Source organism: Aliirhizobium sp. YIM B11859, assembly GCF_057163345.1.
Map to the genome: position 1 here is coordinate 279,062 of NZ_JBXHAY010000003.1, position 26,466 is coordinate 305,527.

At 59.1% G+C, this 26,466-nt stretch carries 27 protein-coding genes, 1 tRNA gene, 1 other RNA gene and 1 pseudogene; 20 read left to right on the plus strand and 10 right to left on the minus strand.

The annotated features are described in order from the left end of the window. Position 1 precedes the first annotated feature (1 nt). The 6 genes from AC2GXZ_RS13610 to AC2GXZ_RS13635 all read left to right on the plus strand — a co-directional run bounded on the left by AC2GXZ_RS13610 (position 2) and on the right by AC2GXZ_RS13635 (position 6,897). Positions 2 to 736, plus strand: a complete 735-nt coding sequence (locus AC2GXZ_RS13610) for a hypothetical protein (protein ID WP_483759703.1) — start codon at positions 2 to 4, stop codon at positions 734 to 736. Between the two features lies 1 nt (position 737). Continuing rightward, positions 738 to 1,349: a hypothetical protein gene (locus AC2GXZ_RS13615; protein WP_483759704.1), complete on the plus strand. Its 612-nt coding sequence runs from the start codon at positions 738 to 740 to the stop codon at positions 1,347 to 1,349. A gap of 6 nt (positions 1,350 to 1,355) precedes the next feature. After that, on the plus strand, positions 1,356 to 1,772 hold the full coding sequence (locus AC2GXZ_RS13620; RefSeq protein WP_483759705.1) for a DUF6950 family protein: 417 nt from the start codon (positions 1,356 to 1,358) through the stop codon (positions 1,770 to 1,772). Then, positions 1,769 to 3,967, plus strand: coding sequence for a phage tail protein (locus tag AC2GXZ_RS13625; protein ID WP_483759706.1), 2,199 nt, complete (start codon positions 1,769 to 1,771; stop codon positions 3,965 to 3,967). Before AC2GXZ_RS13620 ends, AC2GXZ_RS13625 begins: the two co-directional genes overlap by 4 nt. After that, a complete protein-coding gene (locus AC2GXZ_RS13630; protein ID WP_483759707.1) occupies positions 3,964 to 4,344 on the plus strand; it encodes a hypothetical protein in 381 nt (126 codons plus the stop codon). The genes AC2GXZ_RS13625 and AC2GXZ_RS13630 overlap by 4 nt, the downstream gene beginning before the upstream one ends. Positions 4,345 to 4,407: 63 nt before the next feature. Further along, positions 4,408 to 6,897, plus strand: a complete 2,490-nt coding sequence (locus AC2GXZ_RS13635) for an SGNH/GDSL hydrolase family protein (protein ID WP_483759708.1) — start codon at positions 4,408 to 4,410, stop codon at positions 6,895 to 6,897. Here AC2GXZ_RS13635 and AC2GXZ_RS13640 read toward each other — a convergent pair. Together AC2GXZ_RS13640 and AC2GXZ_RS13645 are read right to left on the minus strand one after the other, a co-directional pair. Then, entirely contained in the window at positions 6,869 to 7,294 is a 426-nt protein-coding gene (locus tag AC2GXZ_RS13640; protein ID WP_483759709.1) for a hypothetical protein, read from the minus strand. The two genes, AC2GXZ_RS13635 and AC2GXZ_RS13640, sit on opposite strands and share 29 nt — an antisense overlap. Positions 7,295 to 7,520: 226 nt before the next feature. Further along, on the minus strand, positions 7,521 to 8,090 hold the full coding sequence (locus AC2GXZ_RS13645; RefSeq protein WP_483759710.1) for an HNH endonuclease: 570 nt from the start codon (positions 8,088 to 8,090) through the stop codon (positions 7,521 to 7,523). A gap of 40 nt (positions 8,091 to 8,130) precedes the next feature. Between AC2GXZ_RS13645 and AC2GXZ_RS13650 the strand changes: the two genes are divergently transcribed. From AC2GXZ_RS13650 to AC2GXZ_RS13675, 6 genes are all read left to right on the plus strand, one after another. Next, on the plus strand, positions 8,131 to 8,373 hold the full coding sequence (locus tag AC2GXZ_RS13650) for a DUF7940 domain-containing protein (protein WP_483759711.1): 243 nt from the start codon (positions 8,131 to 8,133) through the stop codon (positions 8,371 to 8,373). After that, a complete protein-coding gene (locus AC2GXZ_RS13655) occupies positions 8,360 to 8,947 on the plus strand; it encodes a lysozyme (RefSeq protein WP_483759712.1) in 588 nt (195 codons plus the stop codon). Before AC2GXZ_RS13650 ends, AC2GXZ_RS13655 begins: the two co-directional genes overlap by 14 nt. Before the next feature lie 2 nt (positions 8,948 to 8,949). Next, positions 8,950 to 9,330, plus strand: coding sequence for a hypothetical protein (locus tag AC2GXZ_RS13660; protein ID WP_483759713.1), 381 nt, complete (start codon positions 8,950 to 8,952; stop codon positions 9,328 to 9,330). Beyond that, on the plus strand, positions 9,312 to 9,614 hold the full coding sequence (locus tag AC2GXZ_RS13665; RefSeq protein ID WP_483759714.1) for a hypothetical protein: 303 nt from the start codon (positions 9,312 to 9,314) through the stop codon (positions 9,612 to 9,614). Before AC2GXZ_RS13660 ends, AC2GXZ_RS13665 begins: the two co-directional genes overlap by 19 nt. A gap of 135 nt (positions 9,615 to 9,749) precedes the next feature. Beyond that, positions 9,750 to 10,043, plus strand: coding sequence for a hypothetical protein (locus AC2GXZ_RS13670; RefSeq protein ID WP_483759715.1), 294 nt, complete (start codon positions 9,750 to 9,752; stop codon positions 10,041 to 10,043). Then, positions 10,033 to 10,485, plus strand: a complete 453-nt coding sequence (locus AC2GXZ_RS13675) for a hypothetical protein (protein WP_483759716.1) — start codon at positions 10,033 to 10,035, stop codon at positions 10,483 to 10,485. Before AC2GXZ_RS13670 ends, AC2GXZ_RS13675 begins: the two co-directional genes overlap by 11 nt. Before the next feature lie 520 nt (positions 10,486 to 11,005). Here the strand turns inward: AC2GXZ_RS13675 and AC2GXZ_RS13680 are convergent. After that, positions 11,006 to 11,079 (minus strand) — tRNA-Cys (locus tag AC2GXZ_RS13680). A gap of 242 nt (positions 11,080 to 11,321) precedes the next feature. On the opposite strand from AC2GXZ_RS13680, the gene AC2GXZ_RS13685 reads away from it, so the two are divergent. After that, a complete protein-coding gene (locus AC2GXZ_RS13685) occupies positions 11,322 to 11,516 on the plus strand; it encodes a hypothetical protein (protein WP_483759717.1) in 195 nt (64 codons plus the stop codon). A gap of 104 nt (positions 11,517 to 11,620) precedes the next feature. Here the strand turns inward: AC2GXZ_RS13685 and AC2GXZ_RS13690 are convergent, their stop codons facing one another. The 4 genes from AC2GXZ_RS13690 to AC2GXZ_RS13705 all read right to left on the minus strand — a co-directional run bounded on the left by AC2GXZ_RS13690 (position 11,621) and on the right by AC2GXZ_RS13705 (position 15,858). Then, complete coding sequence (locus AC2GXZ_RS13690; protein WP_483759718.1) at positions 11,621 to 12,847, minus strand: lytic murein transglycosylase; 1,227 nt, start codon at positions 12,845 to 12,847, stop codon at positions 11,621 to 11,623. 192 nt (positions 12,848 to 13,039) lie between these two features. Then, positions 13,040 to 13,825, minus strand: coding sequence for a glycoside hydrolase family 25 protein (locus AC2GXZ_RS13695; protein WP_483759719.1), 786 nt, complete (start codon positions 13,823 to 13,825; stop codon positions 13,040 to 13,042). Between the two features lie 129 nt (positions 13,826 to 13,954). Beyond that, a complete protein-coding gene (locus tag AC2GXZ_RS13700) occupies positions 13,955 to 14,572 on the minus strand; it encodes a class I SAM-dependent methyltransferase (RefSeq protein ID WP_483760251.1) in 618 nt (205 codons plus the stop codon). A 35-nt stretch (positions 14,573 to 14,607) separates the two neighbouring features. Continuing rightward, positions 14,608 to 15,858 (minus strand): BtaA family protein, encoded by a 1,251-nt coding sequence (locus AC2GXZ_RS13705; RefSeq protein WP_483759720.1) that lies wholly within the window; start codon positions 15,856 to 15,858, stop codon positions 14,608 to 14,610. A 181-nt stretch (positions 15,859 to 16,039) separates the two neighbouring features. Here AC2GXZ_RS13705 and AC2GXZ_RS13710 point away from each other — a divergent pair, with 181 nt between their 5' ends. Further along, entirely contained in the window at positions 16,040 to 17,398 is a 1,359-nt protein-coding gene (locus tag AC2GXZ_RS13710; protein ID WP_483759721.1) for a serine hydrolase domain-containing protein, read from the plus strand. 8 nt (positions 17,399 to 17,406) lie between these two features. Here the strand turns inward: AC2GXZ_RS13710 and AC2GXZ_RS13715 are convergent, their stop codons facing one another. The 3 genes from AC2GXZ_RS13715 to AC2GXZ_RS13725 form a co-directional block, all read right to left on the minus strand. Further along, positions 17,407 to 18,408, minus strand: coding sequence for a transglycosylase SLT domain-containing protein (locus tag AC2GXZ_RS13715; protein ID WP_483759722.1), 1,002 nt, complete (start codon positions 18,406 to 18,408; stop codon positions 17,407 to 17,409). A gap of 157 nt (positions 18,409 to 18,565) precedes the next feature. Then, positions 18,566 to 19,201, minus strand: a complete 636-nt coding sequence (locus tag AC2GXZ_RS13720; RefSeq protein ID WP_483759723.1) for a hypothetical protein — start codon at positions 19,199 to 19,201, stop codon at positions 18,566 to 18,568. A gap of 40 nt (positions 19,202 to 19,241) precedes the next feature. After that, positions 19,242 to 20,453, minus strand: coding sequence for a pyrophosphate--fructose-6-phosphate 1-phosphotransferase (locus AC2GXZ_RS13725; RefSeq protein WP_483760252.1), 1,212 nt, complete (start codon positions 20,451 to 20,453; stop codon positions 19,242 to 19,244). 378 nt (positions 20,454 to 20,831) lie between these two features. Between AC2GXZ_RS13725 and AC2GXZ_RS13730 the strand changes: the two genes are divergently transcribed. The 6 genes and pseudogenes from AC2GXZ_RS13730 to rsmH all read left to right on the plus strand — a co-directional run bounded on the left by AC2GXZ_RS13730 (position 20,832) and on the right by rsmH (position 26,466). Next, positions 20,832 to 21,575, plus strand: coding sequence for a TerB family tellurite resistance protein (locus tag AC2GXZ_RS13730; RefSeq protein ID WP_483759724.1), 744 nt, complete (start codon positions 20,832 to 20,834; stop codon positions 21,573 to 21,575). After that, complete coding sequence (locus AC2GXZ_RS13735) at positions 21,572 to 22,345, plus strand: N-acetylmuramoyl-L-alanine amidase (RefSeq protein WP_483759725.1); 774 nt, start codon at positions 21,572 to 21,574, stop codon at positions 22,343 to 22,345. The genes AC2GXZ_RS13730 and AC2GXZ_RS13735 overlap by 4 nt, the downstream gene beginning before the upstream one ends. Before the next feature lie 243 nt (positions 22,346 to 22,588). Further along, positions 22,589 to 23,134, plus strand: a pseudogene (locus AC2GXZ_RS13740) (lytic transglycosylase domain-containing protein); the annotation flags it as partial. Positions 23,135 to 23,345: 211 nt separating this feature from the next. Further along, positions 23,346 to 24,536, plus strand: coding sequence for an NAD(P)/FAD-dependent oxidoreductase (locus tag AC2GXZ_RS13745; RefSeq protein WP_483759726.1), 1,191 nt, complete (start codon positions 23,346 to 23,348; stop codon positions 24,534 to 24,536). A 57-nt stretch (positions 24,537 to 24,593) separates the two neighbouring features. Next, positions 24,594 to 24,995, plus strand: an RNA gene (gene rnpB, locus AC2GXZ_RS13750) — RNase P RNA component class A. A 445-nt stretch (positions 24,996 to 25,440) separates the two neighbouring features. Then, positions 25,441 to 26,466: a 16S rRNA (cytosine(1402)-N(4))-methyltransferase RsmH gene (rsmH, locus tag AC2GXZ_RS13755; RefSeq protein WP_483759727.1), complete on the plus strand. Its 1,026-nt coding sequence runs from the start codon at positions 25,441 to 25,443 to the stop codon at positions 26,464 to 26,466.

Genomic DNA, 26,466 nt, shown 5'->3' on the forward strand with positions numbered 1-26,466 from the left:
CATGGGCGATCTTACCAATCAGCCGGATTTTCCGGTCGATTTCCTTCGGCCTACACGCACCCGCTTCGACAATGTCGGGAACTCCATCGACGGCGGCGTGAACGGGGTAGGCGAGGCCATAAGCATCGAGACATCTGGCGGCGGCATGATGACGGCAACCATGGAAAACATGGTGCTGGAAGGGCCTGATGAGCGCTTCGAGGTGCTCTCATGGTTGGGGGCTCGCCTGAATGGCGGGTTTCGCAACATCGTCGTGCCTTTGGTCAATGACAAGGTAGGCCCGTTCCCTGTCATCGGCGGTGCTGTTCGGCCAATCATCAAAGGTATCCCGCATTCGGATGGCTCGCTGTTCACCGATGGCTCTGGCTACTCGCAGGCAACGGTTTATGGCGAATTGTCGGCTGATGCTGGTCTGAACGCCGGCGTCATCAATGTCCGGGTCTACGGCGGGGCGCGTAAAGTTTTCCGATGGTCAGATTGGTTCTCGATCTACCACGAGACGAAGGGTTGGCGGATTTATCGGTCGTGGGAACTGATCAGTCAGACGGATGAAGAAAACCCGATCTCGCAAATCGCTATATCGCCGCCTTTGCGTGAACCGGTGACATCTGGAACAAGGATCGAACTTGCACGCCCGCGCTGCGTCATGAAGATTGCCAGAGGCCAGACGGTGCCTTTCGAATATTCAGGCTGGTATTCTTCCCGTCCTTCGATCTCATTCGTAGAGGCTTTCTGATATGGCCTATTCGGCGCAGTACGTGCCGCAAGCCGTCACGGAATCCCTTCGGACCAGCACGAGCCTGGCCATATTCCTCCGGGTCGAGACAGACCCAGCGCTGCATCTCTATTTCGGTGTCAACGATATGCCGATCGGTTTTGACAGCATCGACCCCGATGGAACGGTCTACATGGGTGGAGGAAGGCTGCAGGGAATTCCTTCGCTTGAAGTTCTGGTAAACGGCAAGTCGAGTGCCATCAACTTTTCTGTCTCCGGCATTGAGCCGGGTACGGGGGCGAAGGTCATCGACAGCATCCCGGCCGTGCGCGGCAAGCTGGTTCAGGTCGGGTTGACCACTCTCGATAAGTATCACCAGCCGGTGAGCAATATTATCCCGATTTGGACCGGTACTGCATCACACCTTGAAGATGCCCAAGCGCCGGTCAAGGAAGGCGAAAGCGCGACGATCTCTCTCAGCCTGGCAGTTGTCGGTGGGGAGAATACGCGATCACGACCGTCTCGATCCCTTTGGTCCGATGCGATGCAGAGATCGATTTATCCGACGGATGCCTTCTGTGGAAATACAGGCGCCTACGCCCGCGGCATCCAGCCGAAATGGCCAATCTACTGAGGCTTCATGAACATCTTCGAATTTCTCGCACTCCCGCACCGCTTCCGGTGGGGCGGGGTGGGTGGCGATGACTGCATGACCTTCCCTGCATCGTGGGCAGAGCGGAGCATCGGCATCGATCCCGCGGAAGAGCTTCGCGGAACCTATCGCGACCGTGAAGGGGCAGAGGCGATCATTGCTCGCTTCGGTGGCATGATACCTATGATGAGCCACCAACTTACCCAGATCGGCGCCAAGCGGGTTCAGCAGTTGCAGGACGGCGATATCGGTCTAGTCCGCGCCATGACGGCGGAAACACCTACGGAAGCAGTCAAAGCAGAGATCGGAGCGGTTCGCTTCGGTCCTCTTTGGGCTGCCATCCATCCAGGCGGGGTTCGTGCTGTGAAAGCCGAAGTCATCGCCGCATGGAGAATGCCTGCATGAGCCTCAAGGCGATCTATGAGAACGTGCCAAGCGATGCGCAGCACTATTTCCGTGACGCCAACCGGGATTGGCTGCTTCGCTCGACGACCGCTCTCTATGACCCGATCTTCACGCCGCTTCTCACTGCTGCCTTCGGCGCATCTTTTGCAGCCACGCAGATCGGGGGGCTCGTAATCGCTGGCCTGTCAGCGATCGCGACAACCGCCATTTCTATCGGCATACAGATGCTTCTGGCCCCAAAACCGCCAAAGCCAGAAGACGGAAAAGTCCCGAAGGTTCAGTCCATCCCGTACCGTCAGTGGTGCGTCGGGCGCAACCGCCTTGGCGGCGCATTCATGCTCTGGGAGGCCAAAGGCAAGACGCTGTTCTCGGTTCAGGCGCTTGCTGGCCACAAGATCAAGTCGTTCAATAGGTACTGGCTGCATGACGACGAGGTGACGCTTGATTCCGGCGGGGTTATCCAGTCGGGGACCAATTACGGCAACCAAGTCCAGATCTATAGTCGTCGCGGGCTTGTTCCTGAGACGGCATACTCTCAGATTGTTTCAGTTTTGTCGGCTGAAGGCGTCTGGACCAACAATCACCGCGGCGATGGGCAGGCTTCCGTTGCCATGGTGTGCCAAAGCACCAAAGCCGAAAAGCAGAACAAGACCTTCCCATACGGCCCCCCACAGTTGTCTGTGGAAGTCGATGGCGCCCTATGCTGGGATTTCCGTGATCCGTTGCAGGACCCAGAAGACCCGACGACATGGGCATGGACGCGAAACTCGGCCGTCATCATGGCTTGGCACCAGTGTTTCAATGAATTCGGCCACAAGCGCGACTATCGCAAGGCGATCCTTCCTGTCCTTGATATGTGGCAGGAAGAGGCTGACGTCTGCGATGAGCTTGTTCCGCTCAAAGGCGGCGGCTTGGAGCGGCGCTACGAATGCAACGGATTCGACACGACCGAGAACGATCCGAAGGCGGCCACGAATGCCATCCTTGCCTCCTGCGACGGCTGGATATGTGAGCGGGGCGACGGCGCGCTGCTCTACATCGTCGGCAAGTTCCGCGAGAAATATGTCACTACACTGACCGACAGCGACATCGCGGGCCGCAACATCAAATATGATGTTCTGCCGGAGGACGAGGTCAACAGGCTAGTCCCAAAGTTCTGCTATCCAGAAATCGGCTATGCCACCTCTGACACGGATTTCTTCGAAGATACGGGGGCTCAGATCACCGCCGGCCGTGTCCTGGCGCAGGACGCAAATTACCAGTGGGTCCAGCAATGGAGACAGGCACGCCGGCTCGGAAAGCGTGACTGGCTTCGTCTTCAGGAGAAGGTTAGCGGGCAGATCAACGTACGGCTTTCCGGCATAAACTCGGTCTACAGCCGATGGGTACGCATCAATGCACCGATCATGCTGCCGAAGCTTAATGGCAAGCTGATCGAAAATCGAAAGTCAGTGCTATCTCTTCTGGCTGGCGGCTTCACCATGGATATCATGAGGCACCCGGAAAACATCGACGCATGGACGCCTGCGACCGATGAAGGACAGATGCCGCCCGTCCCGCCGAAAACCGGGAAGGGTGATGTGGTTGTGCCCGTTATCAACCTTGTGCAGGCGAAGGCTAGGGGCGATAGCGTCTACATCAGGGTCGTCATCATCGATCCCGTCGACGACTCTCTCATCCCTGTCGTCAGATATCGCGTCACCGATGACGGGTCTGGAAACCCTGGCGCATGGGTGGAACAAAGGTTCCCGAACGCAACCCCGTCTGCGGGCTTCATCAACATGAGCACGAATGTCGTGCCATCCGATGCACAACTTGACCTGCAGGTAGCATTCATCGCGTCTGACGGAGACTATGGCGACTGGTCAGTCACAGCAAACATCACTGCTACGGTTGACGGCACGGCTCCGGCTTCCCCGCAGGCCCTCGCATTCTCGGCTCCGACATTCAGCGCACGGGCCGCGAATACGACTTCGACCGTGGGGCGCACCGCTTATCTGACGTTCAAGATCGGCACCACGGCGCAAAGCTTCGCTGCCGCAACGCTGATCGACAAGCTGGCAGCATCGCCGGGCGACGTTCGCTATGTCACTCCTCCATCTGCCGCCGGTGCAACCATGAGGCTGTGGGCTCAGGCTGAGAATATCTCAGGTCTCACGAGCGCCGCAGTCTATATCGATGTGGCGGTGCCATGACGCAGACCGATGAAAGAGGCCTGATATCTGCCGCAAACGCTATCGCGCAGACGGCGTCCAACGGCGTCATCGCATCCGCCATCGCATGGATCGCTGACGTTCAAATCAGCTACAGCGGTTTGTTGGCACTCAATCTGGCTCCTAGGACGGCAACGTTCTCGATCACCGGTTCAAAGGTCGGAGACCGCATCTATGCTCATCGTCGCGCATATCCGACCCTCGCTGGCGTGAATGTCCTTGCCGGCATCATGATCGAAGGGACCGGATACGTCCCAACCAATGGTTCTGTTGAGATTTATCACGTCATCCCGGCGATCGGCGTCGGGCAAACCCTGCTGATCCCACTTCGCCTCGTGGCTTACCGCGCGGCAACTTAATCGAAACAAACGAAACTATACCCGCCTCTGGCTGCTGCCGGAGCGCTTTCGCATGGAGACACCATGGTAGAAACCGCCGCAATCATCTGGGCTGACGGTCCTTCCGGCACCCCTTACGAGCCGTCAAAGAGCCTTATTCGGGCCTGGGGTACATGGCTTGAAAACATCTCCAGCGCGCTCGGTATCGCCGTCACCGCAGCTTATGTCCGCGGATCGAAGGCCCAATTAGATTCCGTGACAGGAGCGGAAGAAGGAGAAGTGGGGATTGTCGTCGCTGACGATGATGACGAACAACGTGGCATCTATGTATACAGCGGGTCAATCTGGGTGAAGAAACTCGATCTTCCCGTGGATGCTGCTCAGGTCGTCCTGAAGATGGCAGAAGATGCTCGCGATCTGGCGCTGGATTATCGTAACCAGTCGAGAGATGCGCGCGACACGGCGCTCAACTATCGCGACCAGGCTGCCGGATACGTCAATGACATTGCCTCTGAAAAGGAGGTGCCGATCTATGGGACGGTAGAGGGCATGTCCCTTGTCGCCGTGCCTTCGGGTGTTCTGACGATCAATGTCCTCGGGCGATCGGCCATGCTGGACAGCGCTATGTCCACTTGGCAACGCGTAGTCTCCGATCCCGATGTAGCCCCTAAGCTGAAGTTTCGGACGACTGATCGGTATCTGCCGGATGGCTCAACGAGCTCGGCTAACGGAGGATGGTGGCAATTTGTCGTTTCCCGTCCCAGTACAGACCAGCTTACCGGCCAGTTTTCTATCCAGGAGCGACTTGAATATCTTCAGGCGCGCATGAGCGCCGGGGAAGTCGTCAATGTGGCTTGCTTTGGCGACAGCACCACCGATGGGCGGGGCACAACTGGGTGGACTGCAAACCCCACGGCTGGCGGCGCCGCCGTGGGGACCATTGATCATGAAGCAACTGCACCAAATGCTTGGCCGGCAAAGCTCAAGGCAATCCTGCGGGCGATGCATAGCAACAATAACATAAACGTTTGGAATGCTGGCTACACCGGCCAGAAACTCACTGATGGATGGGCCTACGAAAACTTCGAGGCAGCAATCGTCAATAACCCCGAATATGGCGTCCCTGATGTTGTGATCATCGGGTTTGGTCTAAACGACCAGCCGGAAAGTGGTTCTGAGAATGCGGCTATGTTGTACGAGTTACGGCGTCTCATGCTCAAGGTCATGGCTTATGGCGCAGTTCCGCTCATCCTAACATGTGATCCGGCGCCCTTGCGGACCGGCGGCAGAGACAATCGTGAGGTCTCCCGTCAAATCGACGCTGTGAAGGTTGCGCTCACCGCAGAATTGAGCGTTCCCGTTCTCGATGTAGATAAGGCAATTCGGGATTGGCTGTCACTGAACACTGACGGCTATAGGTGGGTTGGGCAGCAACCTGACTATCTCCACCTCGGTGATGCCGGCCATGCATTCAAGGCTGGATTTATTGCAAAATTTTTCTTTCGAGACATTGTCGAGGTAAAGTCGGGGAGACGATCGATTGCGTCGCCGTTCTCGGCAGAATCTGGAACTGGCCATGGCTTAGTCTCGGCTTTCGCTGGTTCGAATGGAAAGTTCGGCGGCAACTGGGTCTACGATTATGGGGCGTATGCGTATACCGACAGGATCATTGACATATGGGCCTGGAACGAAGCGTCGGAAGCCGCGGTCGTTTATCGATCGATTGACGGCGACGCATCGGCCGCCTTTGCCAACGGTCTGTCGGACGGATCTCTTGTGCAGATCTACTCGACTGTGTCCGAGCAGACCGTGGCGAGGGTTCCGTCGTCAGCGGGGTTCAACTTCCCTTCATCTGGCTATCGCAGATCCGATATGCCTTCGGTGATTGGAAAATTGCCGTGGGGATTGTCGCGTGTACAATATCGGGTTGGACTCGTTCAGGCTTCCGGCGCGCAAGATGGGTATATCGGATGGATGGAATTCATGCCCTTCGACCCGTCCGTCCCGAGGTCGGCATTGAAAAACCATGGGCGGGCTGCCAAACAAGCGTCCGCAGGGTCGGGCTTCAGCATTAGCCTCCTCGGTGAGGACAGCGATGGAAGCAACCTTTGGGGGTTGGCGGGTTCGGACGCGATTGACATCTTGGCGAACGTAGTCTTGCCCGTAGGATCTGGTTTCATATACGGATGGACCGCTGGCTGGGGCGATGCCGGTCAGGTCAAGGGTGATAAGTCGTTTTCATTCCTGTATCGCCACGCCAACAATACTCTGCGCCTCATAAACGGCAGGACGATTAATGGCGTAGTATCCTTCGCCACTCAGGCCGGGACCGGGACGGTGACGACCTCGGACGATCTCAAGCTCCGCATCAACATGCGGAGAAGTGGAGACAACCAAATCATCACCGTGTACGAAGGCTTTGCTTCGACCACGCCGGTGATGACAGTAACGATACCTTACACGGGCATACCGATGCTCTTCGGGGGGTACTGCGGTGGTTTCTTCTTCAATAACTCGGTCCTGACCGGTACAATCGCTGCCGAGATCATATCTGCGACGATAGCGCCTGCTTAACTCGTTGATCTATAAGTCGTTGGAGGAGCGCGCCGAGCTCGTCGGCGGATTCGTTCAGATCATGCTCATCCAGCCCTGAAAGCTCATCGTGCAAACAGTTGTGCCTTACCTCTTGCGCCTCATCTATCACACGCAAAAGCACTTGCTGTAAGCGTGGGAGGATATCTGGCTCCACTGACGTAGTTGGAGCCGGCCTATCCCATCCCGGATTGTCGGTTATCCGATCAATTATGTATGTGCGGAGAAATTCCTGGCTTGAGGCTTGGGCCAATCGCCCCGAAGCGGTTTCCATCGCTGTGAACACCTGCTGCTTCGACAGCACTCCGCCTCCGTATAGGATGGCAATAAGGGACAGCGTCATCTCGGTAATCGCTTCGATTCCGTCACGTTCGTTCATGGCTGTTCTCACCTCAGATCTCTATTCGGATGAGCTTTAAACCCTGCCCTCATCCTGCGCGCAAGTGCGAGTCGTAACCTGCCCACCATCACAATCGGAGAAACCCATGAACCGGGAAGAACCCGCGCCTGTAAAGGCAGCGGTGAAGCGGAGCTTTGTCTCCTCACTGGATGTGTTCGGTTTGGAGCCCGTCGAACACTTTGGCCGCGTCTTCAAGCGAGCGTGGTCATAACCTAGCGAACTCACCGTGGAGCTCTCTAGCCCTTTGGCAATAAGCCTCGTATGCGGACTCTTTTGTCGCGTAAGAACCAAGGTTGAAGGCCTTATCCTTGATATAGATCGTGGCTCTCCACTTTCGTCTAGAAGGAACATACCTGACCCCTTTCAGTCCGCACTTATTGGTGCTGAGGGGCCGTGTATTAGCCATGTTCTGAGAGCGTGAAGCCTGCCGTAAATTGTCCCAACGGTTGTCCATCGGGCACATGTTTATGTGATCAATCTGATGCTCAGGCCAAGAACCAGTCATATAAAAGTGCGCTAGCCGGTGGGCCAAATAGTTTCGCCGGTGAATCCTCACCTCAACGTACTTTTTTCCATGGAAGCCTGCCATTTTTCCGATTAGCTGCCTGCTTCGGCAAAGGTTGACAAGCCAGTAAAAATGGCCGCTCGCGGGCTCGTACCGCAATAGACTCAACAGTTCACTGTGGGTAATTGTAGCTTCAGCCATCTGACACCTCATTCGTGTTGGCTTGGTTAGAGCGCGTCGTCGGCCTGCCAGCCTTCGGCGCGTTCGCATTTTGTACCACAAAATCAAAACAGCTCATAGGATTTCTATCATGCTCGTCACAAACTGGCGCGCCGTGCTTCGTCACGCTTGGAGCGTCCGACTGATCCTGCTGGCAGGCCTGTTCTCGGGGTTGGAGATCGCGCTGCCGATCCTTGACCAGTGGCTGTACCTCCCACGCGGGCTTTTCGCCGGCCTGTCCGGCTTCACGTCGATGGCGGCTCTCGTCTCGCGCCTTGTTGCCCAGCAATCCGTATCGACCTCATCGAAGGACAATCCGAATGCCGATCAATAAAATCACCAGCAGCAAGCGGGGCAAGGCGGCGATCGTCGCGGCATTCATCGCGGCGGCGGGCGGGACGTGGGGCGCCTATCAGGCCACCCAGCCGCCGGTCTCAGTCGTCCTTGCCGTCGACAGCCTGATCAAGCCATGGGAGGGGCTGGTGCTCAAGTCCCATTGGGATCCGTTCGCGAAGATATGGGACATCTGCTACGGCGAAACCCGGATCAACGGCAAGCCCGTCCCGGCTGGGCTGACCCGCACACCTGAGCAGTGCGAAAGCATGCTCATCGAGCGCGTCCAGCGCGACTATTACGCCCCGCTCACCCGATGCATCGCAGACTTCGACAAGAAGCCGGTGAGCGTGCAGGCCTCGGCCATCAGTGGCGCCTATAACTTCGGCGTCAACGGCATGTGCAACTCGACGGCAGCTCGCTTCATCCGCATCGGCAAGTACCGTGAGGCCTGCGAGGCCCAGACGGCTTGGAACCGTGCAGGTGGTCAAGTGGTCACCGGTCTGGTTCGCCGCCGCGAGATGGGCGATGCCCAGCGCATGGGTGAAGCTGAGCTTTGCGTGTCCGGTATCTGACCATGGCCAATCTCTCCGACATCATCAAAATCCCGCTGGCGGTATTCGCCGGCATCATCATCTCTGTCCTGCTCTATGAGGGCATCCGCCTTCCATGGGTGGGGCAGATCGTACCGGGCATTGTCTGGTACCGAGTGGACGCCGCTACCTCCAACATGGTCACGACGTTCGAACGCGACGCTCTCGCAGCACAGTTGGCCAAGGAGCGCCGCGACAGACAGAGCGCGGAGATTGCAGCAACAGAGGCAAAGAAGCGCGCTGACGCCACGCAGCGGGCGAAAGACGTGGCTGACGCGAAGGTCGAAGCGCTCGAGGCGGAAGCTCGTAAAGCAAATCTCCCCGGATGGACGCAGGAGGAACTGGAATGGTTCGGAAAGCACTGATGCTTTTCCCGCTGGCCTTGATGCTGATGAGCAACAAGGGATGTCAGACAATCGAGGAGCGATCCCAAGCCGCGGCGGTGGTTCAAGGTGAGGCGAAAGCTCAGACACCCTTGCCGGCGCTGGACGCCTCCTGCGATGCCAAGATGGGCCGCGTCGTGCCGAAGGCCGATGAACCTCGCGTGGTCACACTGAAGCGTTGGGAAGTGGTTGCCGATAATCGAGATCGCCAGTCTGTCGATTGCGATGCTTGGTGGGCGGATCTCAGGGCGGGGAGGGCACAATGAAATTCCTCCATTTGCATCCGGTCGTCGTTATCGCGGCCGTCGTTGTCGGCGCCATCGTCGGCTTCACGGTTATTTCATATTGGATGCTCGGCTGAGGCCCCAACGATGCGCATACTTATTGCAGGAGCAGAATGAATGTCACCAGAGCGCATAGATCTGCTCGAGCGAGATGTGCAATCGCATTCCAAAACCATATCGGAATTCACTCTCGTGCTTGCCGGGGTGAAGGATGACCTCAACGATTTCGAGAAGGCGCAAGCCGTTCAGGAGATCAAGGATGGATACCTCGATAAAAGACTTACTGGCATCGATGCACGAATCGATGCCATCTATAAGCTCGGTCTTTGGATCCTCGCAGCCTTCGGAAGCACCGCCGTGGCTCTCATCGCCAACTTCATGTTCAAGGGAGGGTTCTCCGTTGGGCCATAAGTTCGGACATTACCTTGCTGTTCTGGTGAAGATGTTTTGTGGCGTCGTGGCGTTCTTCGGTATGGTCTTCACCGTCTATGCGATCGGGCCAACCATCGAGACAAAGTTCTTCCCGGTCGTAAGTAAGCTCGAGATATTGTCGATCACGCCAACCGATAATGGGCAGACGGAAGTGAGGGCCGCGTTCAGAAAGCTTCGGGAATGCGAATACGTCGGCATAGCATGGTATGTCGGCAGGGCGCCGGATGATATGGAGCGGGTGACTATTCAGACGATGCGCGATCCAAACGACACATCCAGCCCCAACCGGCCGGTCGGCTACCAAAGGGCCGGGCCGTGGGTGATAGGACTCCCCCCGTACGAGGTGAGAAGCAACAGCTTCGCCAGGCTAACTCACCGCTGCCATCCGTTCTGGACGACAACGACGGACTTCTTCCCTTAGCCGATACCCACGAACCCCAGCACCTCCCGCGCCACGCTTGCCACCCCGAGAACCAGCGCCGCGAACATCATGGCGAGGAAGATATAGCCGCCTATCTCGAAGTCCCAGCGCTTCATCTTGGATCCAACCCGTTCCGCTCCCTCATCGCATCATACCAGTCTTCGACTGCCTTCGCAGCTTGCCAGTGCTCCGGCTGCCAACCGTTGTGAGGCATGACGGTATGTCTGAAATCTCTACCGCGCGGGCCCCTGACCAGAGGAACGATCCGGCCCTACCGTGGGTGGTCTTATCTCGCATGATCCGGCCGATGTAGAGATCGCCGTCATAGCCGCTCCAGTCCTCATGCCCTTCACCGGGCCACGTGACCGCCCAGCGGTATTTCTTCTGCCATGTCATGGGCGAAATCCTGAACGCAGCGCCACACCTGATCCTAGTGTGGCGGAACGGTTCAAGCCCAGACTGCCACACCTGAAAAATAATCTAGGCATTGCAGGTGGTTAAAAAGAGCTTTGGAAAGGGATGGAGGCCTCGCCCGGAATTGAACCGGGGTACGAGGATTTGCAGTCCTCTGCGTCACCACTCCGCCACGAGGCCATCCGTGCAGTAAATTGCGGTGTGTGGAGGCGCGTTTAGAACGAATCGAATTGCTGCGCAAGCACCTTGATCGCTAACGCGCGGATTTTTCTTGTCGCATGCCTTGTCGCGAAAAAATCACACGGGTGCCAAAGCATGGCCGTTCAACATGGTTAATTTTTAACTTCTTTCGGTCAGCCTGGAACCGAAAGGCGCTTCGGGCGCTTTAAGCGTCGCAATACCGTGAATGGAGGTTCGCAATCGTGCTCAGCAAATTCGTCAATGCTCTTCGCCCGTCCGTCGTCGACTTCGATGGAACAGGGACTTATCCCGACGGTCTGTTTGCCGCTGCCGCCCGCCAGGCCGATCTGCAGGCGAGCGGAAGTCTTCGTACATCCTACGGCCAGGATTACCTTGTGGCGAAGAAATCCAACGAACCGCAGCGTTCGCATTCCTGATATCCGGCAACCTGCCATCGAGTTTCGTGGTCACCAGGACCAATAGAAAAAGGCCACCCGAAAGGTGGCCTTTTCCGTATCCGTTCCATGCCTGGCCGGAGCGCTCAGAGCGCCTGCAGCAGCGCCAGGGTCGGCCAGCCATCTGCAGGCATGCCGAGGCGCAGCTGTTCGGCCTGTACGGCTTGGCGGGTGCCTGAGCCGAGAATGCCGTCGATCTTGCCGACATCATGGCCGTGCGCGTCGAGCTTTTCCTGCAGCTGCTTCATCGCATCGACATCCAGGCCCGGCTCCGGGTTGCCCTTCTGATAAGGCGGTGCGCCGGAGAGGCGCGTGGCGAAATAGGCGGCCGACGTCGTGTAGATGAACGACTGGTTCCATTGCAGATAGATGTTGAAATTCGGATAGGTGAGGAAGGCCGGCCCCTTGCGGCCCTGTGGCAGGATGAGAGCCGCCTGCAGGTTGCCGAAGTTCTGATTGCCGTCACGCGGCGTCACGCCCCAGGAAAACCACTGGCTGGCAGGGATTTCATTGCCGAGCCCCGATTTTTCGAACGGCAGGCTTTCCGGCAGCGTTACTTCCTGGATCCACGGCTGGCCGGGCTTGAAGCCCATGCTCTGGATGAATTTTGCAGCGGTCAGGATCGCGTCGGGCGAACTGCTCTTGACGTCGATATGGCCGCTATTGTCGCCATCGACGCCATGCGCGATGATGTCTTCCGGCAGCATCTGCACCTGGCCGATTTCACCGGCCCAGGCGCCGGTATTGGTCGCCGGATTGAGGTCGCCGTGCTGCACCATCTCGATCAGCGCGGTCAGCTGCGGCTGGAAGAGCTGCGGACGGCGGCAGTCATGCGACAGGGTGACGAGGGCGTTGCGGGTATTGAAATCGCCCTGCACGGCGCCGAAATCGGTTTCCATCGCCCAGAAGGCGGTGATCACCCCGGCCGGCACACCGAATTCGCTCTCCGCACGGGAAAACACGTCCGCATACTGCTTCAGCTTCTGGCGGCCGATATCGAGCCTGGCCTGGCTGACGGTGCGCTGCGAAAATTCGAGGAAAGTCTGGCGGAAGACGCCCTGGGCGCGGTCGCGGGAAAGCACCTTGGGGTCGATCTGGGCACCGGCCAGCGCTTCGTCGACAGCATTTGCCGGAATACCCTTGGAAATGGCCTCCTTCTTCACTCCGTCGAGGAATGTCGAAAGCTCACCACCGCAAGCGACGGCGGGAGGCGTTGCGGCCGGTGCCGTCGGGGAGGTTTGGGCAAGGGCAGGGGCCGTCAGGCCCCCGGCGATAAGTGCTGCAATGGCAAGGCGGCTGTCGAGGAATGGCATAGGCGATCCTGAGGTGATCTGGCGACAATCTGGGCGTGATGTCGATCTGCGTGATGTCGATTGAAAATGAGCAAGACCCGCGCCTTTCCAGCGACCCATTGGCCCGCCGGAACGCCGCGACTGGCGGTTATTTAGCGCACTATAATTGACTTTGCCAGAATTGAGTTTGCCAGCGCCGCGGCGCCAGCACGCTCATTCGTTTGCGGCCGCGATAAAGGCGTTCCAGCTCTTCGTGGTGCCGGCAAACACGTTGAGGTCCGTCTCGCCCTTGATGCCGGGCACGATGCCGGTTGCGGTATATTGCCAGAAGGCCCATTTGCGGTCGGCGTAGATCTCCGTCGGATGGGCGGCGACCGAACGGACCCAGAATTGGTGGTCCTTGAAGGCACCGACGAGATTGTCGCGATGGAAATCGACAGACGTGTAGATGATCGGCCTCTTGCCGTAATGCGCCTCGATGCGATCCATGAAGCGGCGCATGACGTCGCGCACCGTCGCCTGATCGGGCTTCAGCTTGCAGGTCGGCGAGGCGGGGTTCCATTCCATGTCGACCACCGGCGGCAGCATGTTTGCTTCCTTCGGCACATTGGCGATGAACCAGTCGGCCTGATCCTCCGGCGTCGAGCAGAAATAGTAGAAATGATAAGCCGCATGCGGAATGCCGGCATTGGCGGCGTTGCGCCAATGGGTCATGAATGCCGGGTCGATCCTGTCCTTGCCTTCGGTACCCTTGATGAAGACGAAGGCGACGCCGGATTTTTTCACCGTCTGCCAGTCGATATCGGTGCCGTTCCACTTGGACACGTCGATGCCGTGCACGTCATGGCGGCCGGGATTGTTGCGGCCGAAATCCTGCGGGTCATTGTCGCGGAACTTGGTCTTGCCGATCGAGGCGGTGTCCATCAGATCGTAGCTGGTCGAGGTGCAACCGGTTGCCAAAAGGGCCGTCGCGACAAGAACAAGAAGAATGCGGTGCATGGACGATCCGAATTTGCCACGAACGGCATCGCAGTCTGTACGCGATGCACGGGAGATGTCTGAACATCCCGTTTACCATAACGCCGTAAACAATGCGTTAGGCAAGTCCGCGCGTCGTGATGCGCTTTTTCAGCTCTTCCTGACGATGATCGCGTGCCAGGCATAACCGCGGCCGATCGCTTCGAACACCATGTCGGCATTCGCTGCTTCAAGGCGGCTGTCCAGCGTTGCGCGAAGATCGGCCCGTGGCGTGACGTGAAAGCGGCGCAGCCAGGCCTGCAGCATCGTGCGAAACCAGGTCGGCAGCCTTTCCTGCTGGCCGAAATCGACGATATGCAGCGAACCGCCCGGCTTGAGCGCCGCAAGTGCTGCCGTCACGGCCTCATCCCAGGCCGGGATCATCGACAGCGCGTAGGAGATCATGATCCGGTCGAAACCATCGGTACCAAAGGCGCTGGCCGCAAAATTCGTCGCATCGGCCACCATCAGTACCGGCACGTCTCCATCGCCTGAAAGCTTGGCGCGCGCCGTCTGCAGCATCTCCTGGGAAATATCGAGGCCGTAAAGTTTCGCTGCCGGATACCGGCGACGGGTCAGTTCCAGATTGCGGCCGGTGCCGCAGCCGACTTCCAGAATGCTGGCGCCGGCTGGTGCTTCCAGCCGGGCAATCATCCGGTCCCGACCGAGGAGGTAATATTTGCGCGTCAGGTCATAGATGTGCCGCTGGTAGCGATACATCCGGTCCATATCGGCGGCATGGCCGTTTGCAGCGGTATCGGCGCTCACGGCGCGGCCTTCGCATAGATGTGGAAGCCGCCATAAATCGCCGAGCGATCCTGCAGGTTGAGCTCGCTGGAGCGCGCTTCGAGATAAGTCCATTCGCGCCGTACCGGGTCCGAAAGACGGCCCTCGATGACGCTCTTTTCAGCGGCGGTGCGGAAGATCACCCGCGCGCCGGCCGCGGCGGTGCGGTTGATCTCGCTCCACAATGCGTTCAGCTGTTCGTCCGTCATCCAGTCCTGGGCGTCGAGCAGCACGAAGCGGTCGACCGATCCGGCCGGCTTGCGTGCCAGCAACCCGGTGAAGCTCTCGTGATGGACCGTGACACGATCGGCATTCTGGCGGATCGCCTTGTAGTGTTCTGCGCGCAGATAGACCGGCAGATTGCCCTCTTCCGGGCGCGGATAACGGCGGGCGAAGGCCTGCCAGGCGAAATAGTTGTCGCGCAGCGGAAAATGGCAGGCGAGCTTTTCCAGCCGTTCGCGCAGGACCGGCGCGATCGAGCCGTTGGGCGCAAGGCTTGCCAGTTCGTCATATTGCTGCGGCGGGATGCCGAGGCCGAAAAGCGAACTCTTGCGGCTGGTGACGAAGCGGATCAGCGGACGATCGAAAAGCGGCGCGATATTGGTATCGAAATACTGGCGCTGTTCGCGGATCGACCGGGTCTTGGCAAATTCCTTCAGGTCGACCCCGTGCAGGCGCGCCACGACATGGCCGATCGTGATGAAGCGGCCAAGCAGGCCAGTGCGGTAGATATTGCGCTTGAACACGTCGACCCGGCGGCGCCCGGTGATCGAGCGTTTCTGCCAGTAGCTTTCTGTCGCCTCGTCGAGATTGCCGGCGATATGCTGGTCAAAAGTCCGGCTGTTGGTCTTCACCCCATCCATGCCGAAATAGCGCACGACATCCGCATGCGAAGGGAGATGTCTGAAGGCTGCAAGCTTCAGGCGGTTGAGCGCGACGTGATGACGGTTGAGGTCGACGACGTCGATCCGGCTCGGCGAACGCGACAGGTAGGCGAGCATGTTACAGCCGCCGGAACCTATGGTGACGATCGAGTGGCCTTCGGCAAGCTCCATCGCCTCCATGTCGACTGCCGGATCTTCCCAGATCTGCGGATAGACGAGACCGGAGAAAAGCAGCCCGAAAAGCCGCTCGGAAAACCCGTGGGCCGACAGCGCCTTGTGCTGCAGGAGGGCGTCTTTCAGCTTGCGGTTTTTCTGCAAGCCACGTTCTTCGACGATATCTGCCATGACTGAAATCCTGCCTCATCAAGAGTTCGAAGGCGTTTAGCCGCTTCGTGCAACAGCTTCGTGACGCGGGATGTGGGTTGCCGGCAATCCGGCAGGCTTGCCAGAAAGGAGCTTTCATTCATCGGTGGATTTTGCTTGCATGGCGAGCATGGCCCAAGGGGCCGGGTGGTCAGGATCGCAGATGACCGAGAGGATGAAGGTGTTCAAGCGGATAGTTCGTGGCCTTGCCACCCTGATCGTGGCGGGTATCGCCGTCATCGCCTTCTGGCTTTATTTTTCTCCTCCAGACCTTCTTCGGGTCGGCAGCGGTTATGCGGCCAAAATCGTCTGCTCCAATGTTTTTCTGGCCGGACGCGATGCCGATCAGGTCTTCGCGCAGGATGTCCAGGCGCCGGGCAATCCGCTTCTCCAGCTGATGCGGATCAAGGTCGACCGCAATGAAAACCGCGTCGATGCTGCGTTCCTGGGGAGGCTTGCGCCAAGCACCGCAGTTTATCGCGATGGAATAGGCTGTGCCACCGTGCCGCTGGGTGCAAAGCTTGCCGACGCCGCGCCGCCCGTTTCGGCAAAGTCGCAGCCTGTGGATGCTTTATGGCCGAAAGGTGAAAAGGTTGAGTTGGAAAGCCCTGTTGCAGATATTGTTTCAGACAAGGCTTTAACCGGACCCGGTATGCGCGGCATCGTCGTCGTCAGGGATGGCCGGCTCGTTGCCGAGACTTACGGTGACGGGTTTTCTTCCGGTACGCCGCTTCTCGGATGGTCGATGAGCAAGACCGTCACCGCCTCCCTGATCGGCCGACTGATCGCCGAGGGACGGCTCTCGCTCGAGGACAAGAACCTTTTCCCGCCATGGCGAAATGACGCTCGCCGGGACATCCGAATCGCCGATCTTCTGGCCATGGAAAGCGGCCTTGCCTTTAACGAGAATTACGGTGCGGTCGCCGACGTGACGCGCATGCTGTTTCTTGAACCGGACATGGCAGGCTTCGTCGAAACCCTGCCGCTCGAAGCAGCCATTGGCAGCCGCTTCAGCTATTCCTCCGGCACATCGGTTCTTCTGTCGAAAATCTGGATGCAGCATGCGGGCGATACGACAGTGGCGCTCGCTTATCCGCGACAGGCGCTGTTTGACCCGCTGGGCATGGGGTCTGCCGTCCTCGAGGTTGATGCCGCCGGCACCTATGTCGGAAGTTCCTACATGTATGCAACGGCGCGCGACTGGGCACGTTTCGGACTGTTCCTTGCGCAGGACGGAGTGTGGCACGGTGAGCGGTTGTTGCCCGACGGTTTCGTCCGCCTGATGCAGCAGGAAAACCACGCGTCTGGGGGGCGATATTCCAGGATGCAGACCTGGCTGCCGAAGCCGGAGGCGGGCCTTCCTCGCGACACGTTCATCCTCAGCGGCCACGACGGACAGAATATCTTCGTCATTCCATCGATGAATCTGGTGATCGTCAGATTGGGACTCACTCCGCGCGCCATGGGATATGACGCAACGCCGCTTGCGTCAGCGATAGTCAGACGGGTGAGGGGAGGCTGATATGCCGCCTACTTTTCGAGGACGTGCAGCATGTCCTTGCGCTTGGCATCGTAATAATAGCCGCGCGCATAAAGCCGGATGGCATTGTCGTTCTGGTTATCGGCCACCAGCCAGGCGCCGCGCAGATATTTGATCGCGTATTTGAGATTGGTTTCCGCATCGAGCAGGCCTTCCGGCGGCCCGTCGTAACCCATTGACTTCGCGGTCGAATATTTGATCTGCATGAGGCCCCAATAGCCGTTCTTGTGATAGGCGCGGGGATCATATTTGCTCTCGCGATGCACGACGCGGTGCACCAGCGATTCCGGCACGCCGTAAAGCCCGGCATAACGGTGAATCAGCTTCTTGAGATCGGCCGGAGCTTCCGCAGCGCTGCCGGGCATCGGTTCGCCGGGTGCCGGCGGAAACTCCATGCGGCTGTCGATCGCCGAAACTGCGGCGACGGCCTTCGGCTGGGCGGCATAGGCAAGCGTAGTTGTCGCAATCTGCGGCCGCGGGATCGGAATGACCGATTGCAGCGCCACCATGTCCGGTGTCGGTTCGGGTTCGTCGAGCGCGATCGCCTGGGCGGCGGCCGGCTGGATCTGTCCGGATTGAACGGCGGGTGCGACAGAGGGCGAAACCAGGCGGCTGCCCTTGGCAAGCCCGTGTGCCGGCTGTGCGGATGCAAGGAGCGCCGCTGACGAAGACGGAAGCGGCTGCGTATCCAGCGATGCGGGCGTGATCGGTTGCATGGCGACGAACGGTGCCATGGTCGGCGATGCCATCGCGGCATTCTGCACGGTTACGGCTTCCGAAACGGTCGGCACAGGCACCGGCAGGCGGCTGGTCTTGACGATGGTGACGTCGGTTTGCTGTGCGGTCTGGCCGGCGATAGTAATAACGCCGTTTGTCTGCTGGGCATCGGCGGTCTGCTGGACGGATTGATCCTGCGCCTCACCGGACGCGACTTTGCCGTCATGATCGACGCTGGAACATGCGGCCAGAGCAGAGGACATGGCAAGAACCATGGCCGCCTTCCGGCACACAAATCGCATTACCGCCATTGGGTCGCTTTCACCAAATCGTTGCCCAGAACGTTAACAAAAGCGCTCGCGCGCCGCTTAACGTGGATTCCAATTAACCTATTCGTAAGGGGTCGGCAAGCCGCCAGCGGATCGTTGAGGCTTATGCGGCAATCCGTCGGTATCCGGCGGTGACGGCGCGGCGTGCGATAAACAGCGTTCCGGGCTTGTAGAGAGCCTGGCGGGCGGCCGCGATACGGCGGCGTTTGCGGGTGAGGCGACGCGGGAAAAGCGCGTAGGCGAACATCGCAAGGCCGGCGGCGATAGCCAGCGCTGCAACGATCTGCACATATTGTTTTCCCGCCGGAAGCGCCGGATCGACGACCTGGATGGTCATCGCTGCAGCCAGAAGGAAATAGCGAAGTCTCTTGAACACGCCGAGAATGAAATATCCGAGAACGCGCATCGGCCGCGTCTCGGGCAGATTGTCGTTATCGGCAAGCCCGACCCGGATCTGTGGATCCTGATAGGCGTAGAGAACGTAGAGCATCAGATAGGCAAGGCCTGCCCAGGAGAATGCCTCGACCGAACTTGGCCAGTAGAAGGAAATCGCAAAGGCGATGGCGGTCGCAGGGATGGCGCCGACGACAATTGCCGTAATCGCTGCCGGCAAGGTGACGAACGCGCTTTTCCTCCCCCAGGACGCCGAGAACGCGGCCGTGATCGAGGCAAGCGGGTTCGGCACGAGGAGGAACGCCGTCGCGGTCGCGGCAAAAGCGAGCCATGCCTCTAAGGTCATCATCACCCTCCCAGACGCCACAGCGCCGGTCATTTTCCCATCACGCAGCCGAGAAAGGCTGGCCGATGAGGTCCATTACATCTGTGAACCATCTTGCCGACATATCGAAAGGTTTTCCACCCTTGATACGAGGAAATTCTATCGTCCTGAGCTTGCCGTTCTGGCCCTCGTCATGGCCGGTGACGCCAGAGACTTTGGCGAGAGCGCTCTCCACCGCCAGATCGACCATTCCCTGGATCAGTCTCAGGTCGTCGCCATTGGCCGGAGCCGACCGGGCGAAATAGCCGGATTTCTGCACAAGCGAACGTTCCGTCTCGAGAAGCGCCGCAAATTGCTTCTGGAACCAGCCGCCGACATTGATCGTGTCGAGTTTGACATGGCCGAAGGCATCGCGCTTGATATTGTCACCAGCGGCTTCCCGTTCGGCGACGATCGCATCGAGGCAGGCACCTTCCGAAACGAACAGCGTGACGAAACCGCGCTTGTCCATGATCGTTTTCAGCCGCGCGGCTTCCTTTTCCGCATCGAAGGTCATTTCGGGTAGATAAAGCCCGTCTATGCCCTTCATCTCGGCATTTGTCATGAAGCCGTCGACATACTCGTTGTCCCGGCTTTTCTGGATATAGGCGCGTGCGGTCGCAGCCGTCAGCCAGCCGCAATGGCGGCCCATCACCTCGTGGATGACCAGTGTCCTTGGAGCGGCCGTCTGTTCGTTCGAGACATTGTCGAAGAATGTGGCGCCCGCTTCCGCAGCCGTCCAGGCCCCGAGCGACTGGCGGATGGGAACGACATCGTTGTCGACCGTCTTCGGCAGGCCGACGACGGTGAGGTCGTAGCCGTTTGCGCCAAGATAGGCGGCAAGGTCCGCCGCCGTGATGTTGGTGTCGTCGCCACCGATCGTGTGGAGAATGGTCACCCCATCGGCCGCCAGTCTTTCGGCGGCAACCGCAAGCGGGTTCTGGCCTTCCTTGACGAGGCCCCGCTTGACGCAATCTGCGGCATTGGTCAGCTTGACGCGGCTGTTGCCGATCGGCGAGCCACCATAACGATGAAGGAGATGAGCTTTTTCCCGCATCGCCTGGCTGATCTCGATACGGTCACCTTGAAGCACGCCCTGGTAACCGGAGCGGTAAGCAATGATTTCGATCTCGGGAGCGACGTCCGTATAGCGTTGTATCAGTCCGCCGACGGCAGACGACAGGCATGGGGCAAGTCCCCCCGCGGTCAGCAACGCCACTTTCTGCTTGGCCATGGATCCTCCATCGCGTGTCTCACGCGTATCCTCGACAAACCGCGCAAATGGATGCGCCAGCAGACGATTCATGTAAAGTCATTTTCCTGTGCTGTTTTGTGTGTAGTTGAGCGTTTCCAGACGATGAAGAGGCAATATTGTCTCTCCATATCAATGCCTTGTGTAGTTCGCATTGTGCCGGTGCTAAATCCGGGCGGGACATTTTGCAGCGCAAATCTCCCAGGCGGTGCATCGCGTCCTGACCAGAGACATTGGTGTCTGATAGCGCCATGACGAAGCCGATCCGGCCGATTGTTCCAATAACATGAACATAGTTTAATCCGGCGGTGAACGCTGCCCGCGTTGCAATTTCCGGCATAATCTGGTCATTTAGCATCCATGATATTCGATTTTTCATGTCTGCAGATTGCCTCGCTCTGGGAGCGTCTGGTCAGCGCCGTTGGCGACGCTGCCGGAAATGCGCTGAACCGTTTCGTCGAGGCTATCCGCACGCTGTTCGAAGGCGATCCGGAAACCCGCCGTCAGGTTTCTTTCTCGGTCGCCATCATTGCGCTTTCGGCGAAGATGGCAAAGGCCGACGGGATCGTCAGCGAAGCCGAGGTCAAGGCCTTCCAGCAGATCTTCGATTTTCCCGACGAGGAAGCGCGCAACGTCGCGCGGCTCTATAATCTCGCCCGCCAGGACGTTGCCGGCTACGAGGCCTATGCGATGAAGCTCGCCGGTCTCTGCAGTTCCGGTGCGGCGGAAAACTGCCCGATGCTGGAAAGCGTCATCGACGGGCTGTTCCATATCGCCAAGGCGGATGGTCTGGTCCACGAAAAGGAACTTTCGTTCCTCGGCCGGATTGCCGAGATCTTCCGCATCGACGACGAACATTTCCGTCGGATCATGGCGCGCCATGTGCATCTCGATGGCCGCGATCCCTATCTTGTGCTCGGGGTTTCCCGCGAGGACGATTTCTCCGCGATACGTAAGCAATACCGCCTGCTGGTTTCCGAGCATCATCCCGATCGCCTGATTGCACGTGGTGTTCCAGCCACGTTGCATGCGGTGGCCAACGAGCGGATGGCGGCTCTCAATGCCGCCTATGAGGCAATCGAGAAAGAGCGCCGCGCAGCATGACCGATCTCGTTGCGGATTATGCGGCTGCATCGGTTCGTCCGTCGCCCAATCACGGCGAACGTGTGGGCGGACGCCGGCCCGATATGATCATCCTTCATTACACCGGCATGCCCGACGCCGATCAGGCGTTGAACTGGCTGTGCAATGTGGAAAGCCAGGTTTCCAGCCATTACTTCGTCCACCAGGATGGGCGGGTGCTTCAGCTTGTGCCGGAGGAGCGCCGCGCCTGGCATGCCGGCAAGAGCGCCTGGGCCGGCGAGGCGGATATCAATTCCTGTTCCATCGGCATCGAGATAGCCAATCCCGGCCATCCCGGCGGCCTGCCGCCATTCGCGCCGGCACAGATCGACGCGGTGGTTCAATTGTGTCGGGATTGCGGCGAACGGTGGTCGATTCGCCCCGAAAGGGTGCTCGGGCACTCGGATGTTGCCCCCATTCGGAAGGTTGATCCGGGTGAAAATTTCCCCTGGGCCATTCTGTCGCAGAACGGTGTTGGCCACTGGGTCGAGGCAGCCCCCGTCGCGGGTGGTCGTTTTTTTCAGCTGGGCGAGAACGGCCAGCCGATCGAGGCGCTTCAGTCGATGCTTTCGCTCTACGGCTACGATCTTGAGATCACAGGCGATTTCTGCGAGCGTACCAAGGGCGTCGTCGAAGCCTTCCAGCGGCATTTCAGGCCGGCCCTGGTGGACGGTATCGCCGATTTTTCGACCATAGATACCCTGCACCGGTTGTTAACTTCGCTGCCGAAATACAGCCAGGAAAATGCCTGAGCCTACCTCTCGTGCAGCGATTAAATATTAGACAATGCTGCATTGCCACATGTTTTCCGCAATATCCGGTTTTAACCAGTGGCTCGCGCAATCACCTTGTAGGCGGGGGTTGCAGAGAAAAACGATCAGGTTTCGTCAATAGACGCCCCGTCCTTCCGGCGGGCGTTCCAGTGATGCTGCGGCATCCGCGCGCCTGACAGGTCCTCGAGTTCCAGGACCTTATCCGGAGACTGAACTAATCCAATGAGAAGACTGGCTGTTGCAGCCGCAGCAAGCATTGCCATGCTCGCTGCGGGGACTGATTTCGTGCGCGCCGAAGACGGCGGAGAAACGACCACCTACGTAAAGAAACAGGCTGTTACCCCCTGGGAAAGCCGCGAAACAGACGCTGCAGCCGACACGCCGCAAGAAAAACTCTCCATCCGTCGGGCGCATTACGAAGGCCTGATCCGCCAATACGCCGCGGAATACGACGTGCCCGAGGAACTGGCGCTGGCGGTGGTGCAGATCGAAAGCAATTTCCGCCCGACTGCCAAGGGCAGTGCCGGCGAGATCGGCCTGATGCAGATCAAGCCGGCCACGGCGAAGCTGATGGGTTTCAAGGGCGCGCCCTTCGGCCTTTATGACCCCGAGACCAATATCCGCTACGGCATGAAATATCTGGCCGGTGCCCATGATCTCGGTGACGGCAAGCTGTGTCGCACCATCCTCAAATACAATGCCGGTCATGGTGCAAGACGGATGAATCCGGTATCGCAGCACTATTGCAACAGGGTCCAGACGGTGATCGCCTCCATCGAACTCCACAAGCCCCTTCTGGCCAAGCCCGTCCTCGCCGAGGCGCAGGCCGACACGCCGGTCATAGCAACGGTGGCGCTCGATTACGGCCGGACGTTCCCGCTGGCCTTTTGAGCCGAGCCTGCCGATAGTGCGATTCTGGAATCGGCCGGTTTGCCTCGTTTGACACAGGGCCGCCGGCCGCGAATCGAAAGGGCAGGGCATGGAACGGCGCTACAGATATATCGTCATTGGGCGGGGGATGATGGGGGCCGCCGCCGCCCGTCACCTGTCGCAATGGACCGATGGAGTGGCACTGATCGGCCCGGATGAACCCAAGGATCCGACACGCCACGAGGGCGTTTTTGCCAGCCATTACGATGAGGCCCGTATCACCAGGACCATCGATCCCGACCCCGTCTGGGCGCGCCTCGCCAATCGCTCGATCGCCCGATATCTCGATATCGAGGCCGAGAGCGGAATTCGTTTCTATCATCCTGTCGGCTGCCTGATGGTCGGTCCGGCCCGCGCAAGCGGTCACAGCTATATCGGCGGCATCTGCGATGCGGCGGCAGAGCTCGGCGTGACGATCGAGATGAAGGATGACGAAGACCTCACGGCTGCATTTCCCTATTTCGGCTTCGAGCCGGGCTGCGAGGGCGTCTACGAGGCGGACAATGCCGGCCACGTCAATCCACGGGCTCTGGTCGCGGCCCAATCCACGCTTGCACACCGCCAGGGCGTCGACCTGATCGACGAGATCGCGGTCTCGATCCGTGACAGCGATGGATATGCCGTGGTGACGACCTCTGCCGGCAATACCTATCATGCCGACAGGGTTCTTCTCGCCGCCGGCGGCTTTTCGATCGCCAGGGATCTGCTGCCGCAGCCCGTCGAAATGTCCGTTTACGGGCGTACGATTACGTTTTTCGAGATCCCGCAAGACGATCTGCCGAAATTCGCCGGCATGCCGTCCTTGATCTACGAGCCGCATGACCCTCGCGACCACATCTACATGCTGCCGCCGGTCCGTTATCCGGACGGCAGGACCTATCTCAAGATCGGTGGTGATCCGGACGATCTGCCGATCACCTCGGACCCCGATATGCGGGCATGGTTCCGGACCGGTGGGCGTCAGGTGGCACGCGACCATCACGCCCGCATCATCGCGACACTGGTGCCCGAGATCGACCGCAGCCGGATTTCCACAAGCGCCTGCGTCGTTTCCAAGACACCGACCGGATATCCGGCAATCGGGTTCACCCAGTCGTCGCGGATCGGCGTGCTGACCGGAGGATGTGGCGCTGCCGCCAAGTCATCCGACGAGATCGGACGTCTCGGTGCCGAGCTGATCTATCACGGGCAGATTGAGGACGATGCTTATGACGTGCAGTTCTCGGTGAGCTTTGCCTGACGGAATCTTTGCCGCGGGCAGTGGCCTTTGCTTTTCAAACCGTCTATGGAGCCGGTGCCAGTTGGCCGGGCAGCCGCGCTTTACCAATGCCGAAAGGCGGTAGGGTGAGGAAAGTCCGGGCTCCACGGAAATACGGTGCCGGATAACGTCCGGCGGGGGCGACCCTAGGGAAAGTGCCACAGAAAGCAGACCGCCTCGCATTTGCGGGGTAAGGGTGAAAGGGTGGGGTAAGAGCCCACCGCGCCTCTGGCAACAGAGGTGGCAAGGTAAACCCCACCGGGAGCAAGACCGAATAGGGATAACGCGGGGCGCCAAAAGCGCCTACAGCCCGTTTCCGGGCCAGTTATCCGGGTGGGTTGCGCGAGGCGATGTGCAAGCATCGTCCCAGATGAATGGCTGCCACGTTCCGGTGTTCGCGCCGGAGCCTTACAGAACCCGGCTTACAGGCCAACTGGCGAATCTCTTCAGGTTGCATTTCGGTTGCAATCTGTTTTTTGGAGTTGAAAAGTGTGCCGCTCTCCACGCTTGAAGGGGCCGGCATATTCTCTCGTGAAATCACCTCGTTTTCAACGGGTTGTGATCATCTCGAAGGCGCCTGACAGGCGGTCTTCGCGAGGTCTCGCAATGCTCTTGGTAACGCTTTGTTAAACTTAACCGCTCATAAATAAACGTTGACTGGGAAGGGCTAGCGGGGCTCGTCCCGCCGATATTCCTATGGTTCGATGTTGTTCCATTATCACTCTGCTTATGAGCGAGTTTTCGCCTCTCAATCGGACGTTTCGGTCGAACGGCGGTCCGTTCGGTCGGCGCTCCGGTTTTTGCTGGGTGATTTGAGGTTTGGAGGCGTCGCAGTCGACGGAACGGGGCGAGCGGTTTTGTGCTCCAAGGGTAGCAGGAGTGCGGTATGGTCATGAAGTCGGACAATGCTGAGGTTGAGGCCGAAGGCGGCGCGGCTCGTCATGTTCCGGTTCTGCTGGCCGAGGTTCTCGACGCGCTCCAGCCGGCAGCCGGAAAAGTCATTCTCGATGGCACTTTTGGTGCTGGCGGTTATACCTCCGCTATTCTTTCGGCTGGAAGCGCTGTCATTGCTCTCGATCGTGATCCGACCGCGATTTCGGCCGGTCAGGACATGGCCGAACGGCACAAGGGTCGCCTGACGCTTGTTCATTCCGAATTTTCCCGTCTCGCCGATCATGTTCCCGAAGGCGGGCTTGATGGTGTCGTCTTCGATATCGGTGTCTCCTCGATGCAGATCGACCAGGCCGAGCGCGGCTTCTCCTTCCAGAGAAATGGGCCGCTCGACATGCGCATGTCGGTCGCCGGTGTTTCCGCCGCAGATGTCGTCAATCGCGCCAAGGTCGGCGATCTGATCCGGATTTTCGGCTTTCTTGGCGAAGAAAAGCATCCCGGCCGTATTGCCCGCGCCATCGAAAAGCGCCGCGCCACACAGCCGTTCGAGACGACGCGTGATCTTGCCAATCTGATCGAGACGGTCAATCCGCGCCGTGCCAAGGACAAGATCCATCCCGCCACGCGCGTCTTCCAGGCGCTCAGGATTTTCGTCAATGACGAGTTGGGTGAACTTGCACGCGCGCTTTTCGCCGCCGAGCAGGCCCTGAAACCGGGCGGCCGCCTCGTGGTTGTTACCTTTCATTCGCTGGAAGACCGGATCGTCAAGCAGTTCTTCTCCGACCGTTCCGGCAAGGCGTCCGGCTCGCGGCACATGCCGGTTGTCGAGGTGCGCCAGGCCGCCTTCGATTTTCCCGGCAAGCAGATGGTCGCGGCAAGCGAAGCCGAGGCGGAAATCAATCCGCGGGCACGTTCCGCCAAGCTGCGCATGGGTGTGCGCACGACCGCTGCTCCCGGTGCCGCCGACATGTCGATTTTTGCATTGCCCGATCTTGCCAGCCTCAAGACGATGGGAGCCTGA